This is a genomic window from Candidatus Margulisiibacteriota bacterium, assembly GCA_028715625.1.
Taxonomy (GTDB): domain Bacteria; phylum Margulisbacteria; class Riflemargulisbacteria; order GWF2-35-9; family GWF2-35-9; genus JAQURL01.
In genome coordinates this window covers 1-9158 of record JAQURL010000087.1, presented here as the reverse complement: position 1 = coordinate 9158, position 9158 = coordinate 1, and the positions used below count along the sequence as shown (strand labels likewise).

Here is a 9158-nt window from a genome sequence, read left to right as displayed (position 1 = left end):
GGTTATGCTCCTTCTGTGGTAACGCTTAATGGGATGAATGTTGAAGGTTTGATCGCTGTTGGAGCTGAACAGAAAAATTGTTTCGCTGTCGGTAAAGGCAACGAAATTATCTTGAGCCAGTATATAGGAGACCTGAAAAATAATGAAACTTTTGATTTTTTCAAGGAATCACTGCAAAGATTTTTAAGACTATTTCGGGTAAAGCCGGCACGGGTAATTCATGACCTGCACCCTGACTATTTGTCCACCGAATATGCCAATAGTATCAAATTACCAGCTTTAGCCGTGCAGCATCATTATGCGCACATAGCATCCTGCCTGGCAGAACATGGTTTGCGGGAAAATGTCATAGGTATCAGCCTGGACGGAACAGGGCTGGGAGCAGACGGTAATATTTGGGGCGGAGAGTTTTTGACTGCTGATTTGCAAGGATTTGAAAGGTTGGCTCATCTTGATTATGTGCAGACGCCCGGCGGCGAGCTGGCCATAAAAGAACCGTGGCGCATGGCGGTGGCTTATCTTTATCATAGTTACGGAAAAGACTTCTTAAAACTGAATATTCCTGTAGTTAACAAAATAAAAATGCAGAAAATAGATGCTATTTTGACCATGATGGATAAAAACATTAATTGTCCGCTTACTTCCAGCATGGGCAGGCTTTTTGATGCTGTGTCAGCGCTTCTCGGTATTTGTCTGGAATCCAGGTACGAGGCGGAAGCGGCTATGTTGCTTGAGGCTGAGATGAATCAGGCTCGGGGCTCTGAGGGAGGAAGGATGAAGGAAGAAGGAAGAAGGGAGAAGGAGGAAGGAAGAGGAGGGAGAATCGGTGAAGTTTATTCGTATCAACTTGGAAATACAATCGATTTAAGGCCTATGATAAAAGCTATAGTTGAAGATTTGCAGAGAGGTGTGGAAAATGCTTTTATTTCTCTGAAGTTTCACAATACTGTTATCAAAATGATAATTAAAGTTGCAAAAAAAATAAGAAGAGATACCGCTATAAACAAGATAGTTCTCTCCGGAGGTTGTTTCCAAAACAGATACCTGCTCGAAAATACGGAAATAGGGTTAAAAAAAGAAAAGTTTGAAGTATATAGTCATGAGCTTGTTCCAACCAATGACGGCGGGATTGCTCTGGGGCAGATAGCGATTGGCGCAGCCGGAATATAAACTTTTTCCGGCAAAAATCTTCTGAGCAAAACTAACTGAAACTTAATAATTCGGCAAACGATACATTGATGTAAGAAATTTTGCTTTTGTAAAAAATGTATCACTATGCAAATGAATAAAATATTGGCAATTAACAACCCGAATAAAAAGAAGAGTTTGTCTATAGAACAGGAGTTCTTGCTTTATTTGCTAACAAATATTTCGGGGAGAAAAATGATTTCCACAGAGGAAGAAATCAGGCTCAAAGAATTGATGGCTGTAATTTATTCCCAAAAAAGCGGCAAGGGATTGAAAGAGGTATTTGGTCGCATTGAAGGCTTGCAATACTTAGTAAATGGCTCAAAACCTACTGAAAATATAGAGCCCAATAAAGTCGGTCTTTGGCAATGCCTGCAGAATTTTTCGAACAATATTGATGTTGCTTTCGGAAAAATTATTAAGTATCTTCAGGAACTGGGAATAATAGAAATTAAACCCGATGAAAAAATTCAAGATACAACAAGCCATAACCCTGTAGCTAATGATGTTGTTTTATTAAATACCTACAACAAATATGGCATCAAAGTAGTTAAGGAAGACATAACATCCCTGGGAGAAAAAAAAGGTCTGGGTTTGATAATAAAAATCAAAGATCACCAGGACCCTTTTTTGATTTGGAGTAAACCCAATATTATGGTCCTGCATAAATTTCTCGCCAAAGTTGATCAAAAATATCGTGATAAGCTGGAAACAGATAAAGATTATTATATAAATTTATTGGTCCCGGATCAATTTATATTCGAGTTAGTTTCCTTTGCCAGGCAAAAGGGTTATCGGGAAATTTATATTAATATTGAAAGTAATAATATATTTGTTAATTTACATAATCCGAAAGAAGCCACGCTCACTGAACATACAAAAGTACGAATTTTGTCCAATTGGCGTAAAAATTACAAAAAAGGATATAAAATTACCAGGAACCCAATTATGATTTTTTTTCATGGCATGCTAGATAAACCTGCGGATTCAGGTCTGTAAATTATAAAATGAATAAAATATTAGCGATTAATCAATTGAGAACTAAACCAACCTTTTCTAAAGAACAGGGAAAACTTTTCTCTCTGTTAAGAGATATTTACGATGGGAAAGTATTACTTCCCGAAATTAAAGACAACCTCAATGAATTGATGGCAAATGTTCATATGCTGCAAGGTGGAAAAGGATTGCGTGAAGTTTTCGCCATTTTGCCGGAGTTACAATTTCTTGCTACGGATAAAAAGCCGTCTGGAGGAAATATCGCGGCAAATAAAATCGGTCTCTGGCAATGCCTGCAAAATTTTTCGAGCAATACTGAGGTTACTTTCGGGAAAATTGTTAAGTATCTGCAGGAACTTGGAATAATGGCGAGATCAGAATCATCTCAAATTTTTAAAACAACAGAAGTTCAAAATACAATTTTATTGGGGGAGAGCGGCAAGCATTATGGTATTGAAATCGAAAGAGAGGAGCTGATCTGGAGAGGGGGGAATTCTTATGAACTGGAGCTGAAAATCAAAGGGCATGAAAAGGTATTTACAATACTGGCCAGACCTGACATTTTGGTGTTGCACAGATTTATAACAAAAATTGATAAGCCTGAAGTTCGTGCTAATCTGGAGATGGACAAAGAACGTTATCAAAAATTATTGATCCCGGACAGGTTGATCATGGAATTGCTGAAGGACGCGGAAAGAAATAATTATCAGAAGATAACCATATCTTTACATACTAGATATTATAACGGTAATGAAAACATCCTGGTTGATCTATCTGAGCCTAACGATATAGTTACCGCCAACTCCGATAGTTTTACAATCATGAACAATTGGCGTAAAAATTATGCTAAAGGCTATAAAGTTCCTACTGACAGAAAGACTTTTTCTTACTTATTCAAATCTATTTGGAAAGATCCTATTACGCTTTTGCTATCACCGATACTGCTTTTTGCAGCAGGCGTGGAAAGGTTGTTCGGGGAGGATAAAGATGACGGGTTGCCTTTTTAAAATAGTAACTGTGCTACCTTAAAAATAGTTTCACAATCATAAGCAACATGAGTATAATACTGCGCATATGTGTCTTAGTATTCCGGCTGAAATAATAAGTATTGAAGAAAAAAAAGCTGTTGCCAGTGTGGGCGGGACCAAAGTTAATATCAGGCTTGACCTTATGAAAAAGGTCAAAGTCGGCGATTTTGTTTTGCTGCATTCCGGGTATGCTATAGAGAAAATTGATCCTGCGGAAGCCAGGGAAACACTTAATCTGATCAGAGAAATGATAGAATGAAAAATATGTTCTAGCTAGCTTGTTTATTTTTTAATAATTTTACGATTTTTCCTTCTCCACCAGTGGAGAGGGATGTCGCGGAAGCGACAGGGTGAGGCGGCATGAAATATATTGATGAATTTCGCAATCAACAATTAGTTCAAACGCTTATAAACGAGATAAAAACGGTTTCCAAAAAACCTGTAAGGCTCATGGAAATTTGTGGCGGTCACACCATGGCTATTCATAAGTTTGGCCTGAAAAGTCTTCTGCCTGAAAATATTACACTATTGTCCGGTCCGGGTTGTCCGGTTTGTGTAACTGATCAGAAATATATAGATACCGCTATTGCTTTCAGCAGAGTAAAGGATGTTATTATAACTACCTTCGGGGACCTGATGCGTGTTCCCGGCTCAAGTTCAACTCTGGCCGGAGAAAAAGCACAGGGCAGTGATATCCGCATGGTTTATACTCCCTCTGATGCTGTATCTCTGGCCCAGGAAAATCCCGGGAAGAAAATTATTTTTCTGGGAATTGGATTTGAGACCACTGCTCCAACCGTGGCCGCATCTATAGAACAGGCCAGGGCAGAAAAAGTAAAAAACTATTATGTATACAGCGCGCACAAGCTTATGCCTCCGGCTATGGAAGCTTTAATCAATGAGGGTGTAAAAATAGATGGCTATATCTGTCCCGGACATGTGTCTACAATTACAGGTGCCGGCATATATGAGCCTTTCCCCAGGAAATTCAAAGTGGGTTGTGTGGTTTCAGGTTTCGAGCCTGTAGATCTCCTGCAGACAATACTTATGCTGGTTAAGCAGTTTGAAGCCGGCAAACCTGCTGTGGAAATTCAATATAAAAGAGCTGTGAAGCCCGAAGGTAATTTGCTGGCCCGGCAAATAATGAACGAAGTTTTTCAGCCCGGGGACGACTTGTGGAGAGGGCTTGGCATTATCAAGAATAGCGGCTTGAAAATGAAGCCGGAGTTCAAAGAGTTTGACGTGGAAGTTAACATTGATGTAAAGGCGGAAAAGACGGTTTATAATAAAGGTTGTGTATGCGGTGATGTTTTAAAAGGTCTCATTACCCCAAAAAAATGTAAACTGTTCGGAAAAGTCTGCACACCGGCCTCTCCGGTAGGCGCTTGCATGGTTTCCAGCGAAGGAGCTTGCGCTGCTTATTACCAGTATGATTAGTGATGAGGTCCGGTTCTGTGGATTCTCGGTTAGGAGCACTCTATCCAGCCAAAAAAAGGTATGCTATAATCACGTTTGCTCTTTCTTTAAAGAAGCAGATTATATTTATACCAAGGAGTAATTACATGAAATATGAAGCGATAATTTTAATAAAACCTGAACTTTCTGATGAAAAAATTGACGAACTTTTAAAAAAGTATGAAAAATTTATTAATGAGAATAACGGCCAGTTCGTGGGCGCGGAAAAATGGGGCGAAAGAGAAGTAATGGTCAAGTTCGCCAAGTTCAAAAAATTACTGGATGCTTACTATGTCCTGATTAATTTTGTTGACGACAAACATAATATTGAGAAGTTAAATTATGCCATGAAAATTGACGATTCTATTATTCGTCATATGATATCCAGAGTTGTTGAGGTAAAAACAGAGGAAGTTAAGGCTGCATAAGGATTATGAGTTCATTAAATAAAATTGTATTGATAGGAAAACTTACAGCAGACCCGGAAATCAGGGTAACTACAGAAGGTACTTCTCTAACCAAATACGCATTGGAGGTAGACAGGCCGTTTGCCCAGAACAATAAAACCGATATTATTAATATAGTGAGCTGGGGCAAGCTCGCCGAACAAGATGCCAACGATTTCAAAAAAAATATGCTGGTATTGGTGGAAGGACGCATACAAGTGCGTACCATGGATGATAAAGCCGGCGATCGTACCTGGATTACTGAAGTAGTGGCTAATTACACCGCGCCCATGACCGGTAAAAATGCAGGCGCGCATAAAGCTGAAACCAAAGAAGAAGTTAAAGAAGAAACAACCGAGGATGATATTCCTTTTTAGGGATAAGTGAAAAGAGATAAGGGGTAAGAGGTAAGAGATATGTATAATAAGGTGTTTTTGATAGGCAATTTAACACGTGATCCGGAAATGAGGTTTACAACAGCAGGTATTCCTGTAACCCGTTTTACAATCGCGGTCAACCGCAGATTTAAATCTGCGGATAACCAGGAAGCTGATTTTATCAGGATACTGACCTGGAGAAAGCTGGCTGAATTTGCCGGTGAGTATTTAACCAAAGGTAAAACAGTAGCAGTTGAAGGCCGTTTGCAGGTTGATTCCTACGAAAAGGAAGGTAAAACAAGAATGACAGCCGAAGTACTGGCTGATAATGTGCAGATTTTATCAAGGAAAACTACTGAAGCCGGTGATGTAGCAGCGGACAATAGTCCCAAAGAATCAGCCGGTGACGATGAAATTCCTTTTTAATCAAATAAAACAATAAAATAAAGGAGGCCGAATTTGAGCAGAGACAAGAGAGATTCAGGTAATAATAACAATCGACAGGTTAAATTTAGAAGAATAAAAAGAAAACCATGCGCTATGTGCGCGGCTAATATGGAAGGTATTGATTATAAAGATACAAATATTTTAAAAAGAAATATGACAGACCGGGGCAAAATCGGCCCGCGCAGACTTACCGGACTATGTCCCAAACATCAAAGGTCTCTGGCCAGAGCGATAAAAAAAGCCAGGATTATCGGGCTTGTTCCGACTGTTCTTGATTAGTCTGTCGATAAAAATTTATAAATTGTAAAAAGGGAATTTTGAGAAATCCCTGAATATCGGAGGTTAAATAAATGAAAGTAATATTACTTGAAGATGATGTTAAATTAGGAGACAAAGGAACTGTTGTCACTGTTAAAAAAGGTTTTGCGAAAAACTATTTGTTGCCGAATAAAAAAGCGTTGGTTGCTTCTGAAAGCAATTTGTCGGTTATGAAAAACGCGCTTGCGCAGCAAAATAGAAAAATTGAAAAAGAACGTAAAGAACATCAGACCCAGGCTGAACAGATTAAAAAAATATCTTGTGAATTTACAGCTAAAGCCGGTATTACAGGCCATATTTTCGGTAGTATTACAACAGAGCAGATTGTTGAGCAGATTAAAGAAAAAACAGGGCTGGAGATAAGCAAGAAAAAGGTTGCACTGAATACTCATATCAAGACCGCAGGTCAGTATTCAGCCAAAATTAAATTATATACAGGTGTTGACGTGGTTATTCCTGTAATTGTTAAAGTGGAAAAAATAGAAGAAGATGAAGAGGAAGTGGCAAAGCCTGTAAGAGCAAAAGCGGCAAAGGCAAAGGCCATAGAGGAAGATGCTGATATAGAAGTAGAAGCAGCAGAAGCTGAAGCTGAAGAGGCTCCGCAGGAAGCAAAAAAACCAAGAACTAAAAGAAAAAAATCAGAAGAGAAATCCGAAGAAAAAGCTGAAGAAAAAACCGAAGAACAATCTGATAATTAAAGAGCCCCGACTTCTTTGATTGAAATCAGCACTATTCCTCAATCGCCCGGCATTTATCTGATGAAGGATGCTGAGGGCACAATCCTTTATGTTGGCAAAGCCAAAAATCTGAAGAGACGAGTAACCAGCTACTTTAATCGTGAGCAAATGCCGAAAATCGAGCGTTTGTTGCAAAGAATAACAGACATTGATGTAATTATTACACAAAATGATACAGAAGCTTATATTCTGGAAAACCAGTACATAAAAAAGTGTTATCCGCGTTATAATACCCGCTTAAAAGACAGCAAAACCTATCCCTATCTGAAAATAGAACTTGATGATGATTATCCCCGGGTAATAAAGACCAGAATTCGCGAAAAGGACAATGCTCTGTATTTCGGTCCCTATGTGTCCCATGTGCAGGTAAATCATCTGCTGGATATAATTCGTGACCATTTCGGTTTGAGACGTTGTAAGAATTATCATAAAAAGAAAGTCCCCTGTTTGTATTATCATATCGGTTCCTGCACAGCTCCATGTATTAAAGCCATATCCTACGAGCAGTACAAAGACAAAGTAAAGGAAATAACCTTATTGCTGGAAGGTCGGTATAACAGGCTCATCCTCATTCTGGAGGAAAGAATGCGGCAGTCCAGCCGTGAACAGAATTATGAGGAAGCTGTAAAGTACAGGGATCAGATTGAGGCAATCCGGATGCTCAAGGAAAAACAGAGCATGGAGAATATCGACAGCAAGAAAAATATCGATTTTTTTGGTATGCTTTCCTATGACGATCAATCTATCTTTCAGGTATTCAGAGTAAAAGAAGGTTGTTTAATTCAGAATTTCAGCTTTGATGTGGAAAACGATTTTGTCCTGGACAGGGAAGAACTGATTAAGAATTGTGTTAACAGGTTTTATACACTTTATACGGATTATCCTAATGAAATAGTACTGGATGTTCCTGTTGAGGATAAAAGTTTTATTCAATACTATAAAAGCCAAAAGGTTCGCGTGGTCATAGCCCGGGAAAGTTATCATCAGACTATCATGGAAATGCTCAAGCATAACGCTTATTTTACATTAAAGAGAAAGCTGGAAATAAAAAATGAAATTTCTTATGCAGATGTGGCCCGCCGGCTTAAAAAAGAGCTTGATTTGAAAAAAACTCCCAATTCCGTTATCGGTATTGATATTTCTCATCTGGGCGGTACAAATATTGTAGGAGCAATGGTTTATTTTAAAAACGGGCTGCCTGTTAAAGATAATTACAGAAAATACAATATCAGGACAGTGGAAGACAGCGATGATTATGCGTCTATCCGCGAAGTTGTTTCCAGGTTTTTTCGCAGTACGCCTCTGGGGCAAAGGCCCGATTTAGTCCTTATTGATGGCGGGATAAGCCAGTTGAACGCTGCTTTATCCGCGTTAGACGAGTTGAAAATAAAAGACCGGGATATTTTGTCGTTAGCCAAAAAAGAGGAAACGCTTTACTTGCCGAAATTTAAGGATGGAGTAAAATTAGAAAAAAGACATCCCGGTTTGCAATTTTTACAACAGGTCCGGGATGAGGCTCACAGGTTCGCAATAAGTTTTCAAAGGACTAAAAGAAAAAAGGTTTTACATTAATGAGACTGACAGTTCTGAGTGTTATTCTTATATCTTTTTTATACGCCGCCAATAGCGGTAATGACGATATTATCAGTCAGAAGAAAAAAGAGCTGGAAACTATTAACAAGCAGATGGAACAGCAACGTATCAATCTCAGCCAGACTGAAAAAAAAGCACAAGTTATTCAAAATTCTTTAAAAATAATTGAATCAGACCTGGATAAACAAAATAAAAATCAGATAAAAGTTAACGGACAGATTTCTCTGACCAAGGTAGAAATAACCAATATGCAACTGGAGATTCAAAAAGAGAAAGTAAAATTTGATGAAGCTCTGGGCAGTCTGTCAAAAAAGTTTGACCAATATTATCGTCTGGGAAATACCAATTTTATTGAGGATTTATTTAATGTGGAAGAATTGCCTGAGTACCTGAACGACATGTATTTTTTTGAAACCATGATCACTACCAATGTTAATTTTTTAAAGGATATCAGGGAAAGAAAAGAACACTTAATGACAAAACAGGCCAAATTAAATGATAAACTGAGTTTTTTAAAAGATAAAGAAGAATATATCGGTATCCTTAAAGATCAAATACAAAAGAATAAAAATA

At 38.3% G+C, this 9158-nt stretch carries 12 protein-coding genes; all 12 read left to right on the top strand.

Going from position 1 to position 9158, the window contains the following annotated elements; translation table 11 throughout:
• A partial coding sequence (locus tag PHV30_11080; GenBank protein MDD5457555.1) for a carbamoyltransferase HypF occupies positions 1 to 1170 on the top strand: 1170 nt, incomplete at its 5' end.
• Between the two features lie 111 nt (positions 1171 to 1281).
• The gene (locus PHV30_11075; protein MDD5457554.1) at positions 1282 to 2187 is read left to right on the top strand and encodes a hypothetical protein; all 906 of its coding nucleotides are present in this window, start codon (positions 1282 to 1284) and stop codon (positions 2185 to 2187) included.
• Between the two features lie 8 nt (positions 2188 to 2195).
• A complete protein-coding gene (locus PHV30_11070; protein ID MDD5457553.1) occupies positions 2196 to 3191 on the top strand; it encodes a hypothetical protein in 996 nt (331 codons plus the stop codon).
• 67 nt (positions 3192 to 3258) lie between these two features.
• Positions 3259 to 3471, top strand: coding sequence for a HypC/HybG/HupF family hydrogenase formation chaperone (locus tag PHV30_11065; GenBank protein MDD5457552.1), 213 nt, complete (start codon positions 3259 to 3261; stop codon positions 3469 to 3471).
• Between the two features lie 101 nt (positions 3472 to 3572).
• The gene (hypD, locus tag PHV30_11060; GenBank protein MDD5457551.1) at positions 3573 to 4649 is read left to right on the top strand and encodes a hydrogenase formation protein HypD; all 1077 of its coding nucleotides are present in this window, start codon (positions 3573 to 3575) and stop codon (positions 4647 to 4649) included.
• 125 nt (positions 4650 to 4774) lie between these two features.
• A complete protein-coding gene (rpsF, locus tag PHV30_11055; protein MDD5457550.1) occupies positions 4775 to 5095 on the top strand; it encodes a 30S ribosomal protein S6 in 321 nt (106 codons plus the stop codon).
• Between the two features lie 5 nt (positions 5096 to 5100).
• Entirely contained in the window at positions 5101 to 5490 is a 390-nt protein-coding gene (locus tag PHV30_11050) for a single-stranded DNA-binding protein (protein MDD5457549.1), read from the top strand.
• A 39-nt stretch (positions 5491 to 5529) separates the two neighbouring features.
• Positions 5530 to 5916 carry a single-stranded DNA-binding protein gene (gene ssb / locus PHV30_11045; GenBank protein MDD5457548.1) on the top strand — a complete coding sequence of 129 codons (387 nt, stop codon included), beginning with the start codon at positions 5530 to 5532 and terminating at the stop codon, positions 5914 to 5916.
• Between the two features lie 33 nt (positions 5917 to 5949).
• Positions 5950 to 6216: a 30S ribosomal protein S18 gene (rpsR, locus tag PHV30_11040; GenBank protein ID MDD5457547.1), complete on the top strand. Its 267-nt coding sequence runs from the start codon at positions 5950 to 5952 to the stop codon at positions 6214 to 6216.
• Between the two features lie 71 nt (positions 6217 to 6287).
• Entirely contained in the window at positions 6288 to 6953 is a 666-nt protein-coding gene (gene rplI, locus PHV30_11035; GenBank protein ID MDD5457546.1) for a 50S ribosomal protein L9, read from the top strand.
• Between the two features lie 15 nt (positions 6954 to 6968).
• Positions 6969 to 8564, top strand: coding sequence for an excinuclease ABC subunit UvrC (uvrC, locus tag PHV30_11030; protein ID MDD5457545.1), 1596 nt, complete (start codon positions 6969 to 6971; stop codon positions 8562 to 8564).
• The coding region (locus tag PHV30_11025; GenBank protein MDD5457544.1) for a hypothetical protein at positions 8564 to 9158 on the top strand (595 nt) is incomplete at its 3' end. The genes uvrC and PHV30_11025, both read left to right, overlap by 1 nt.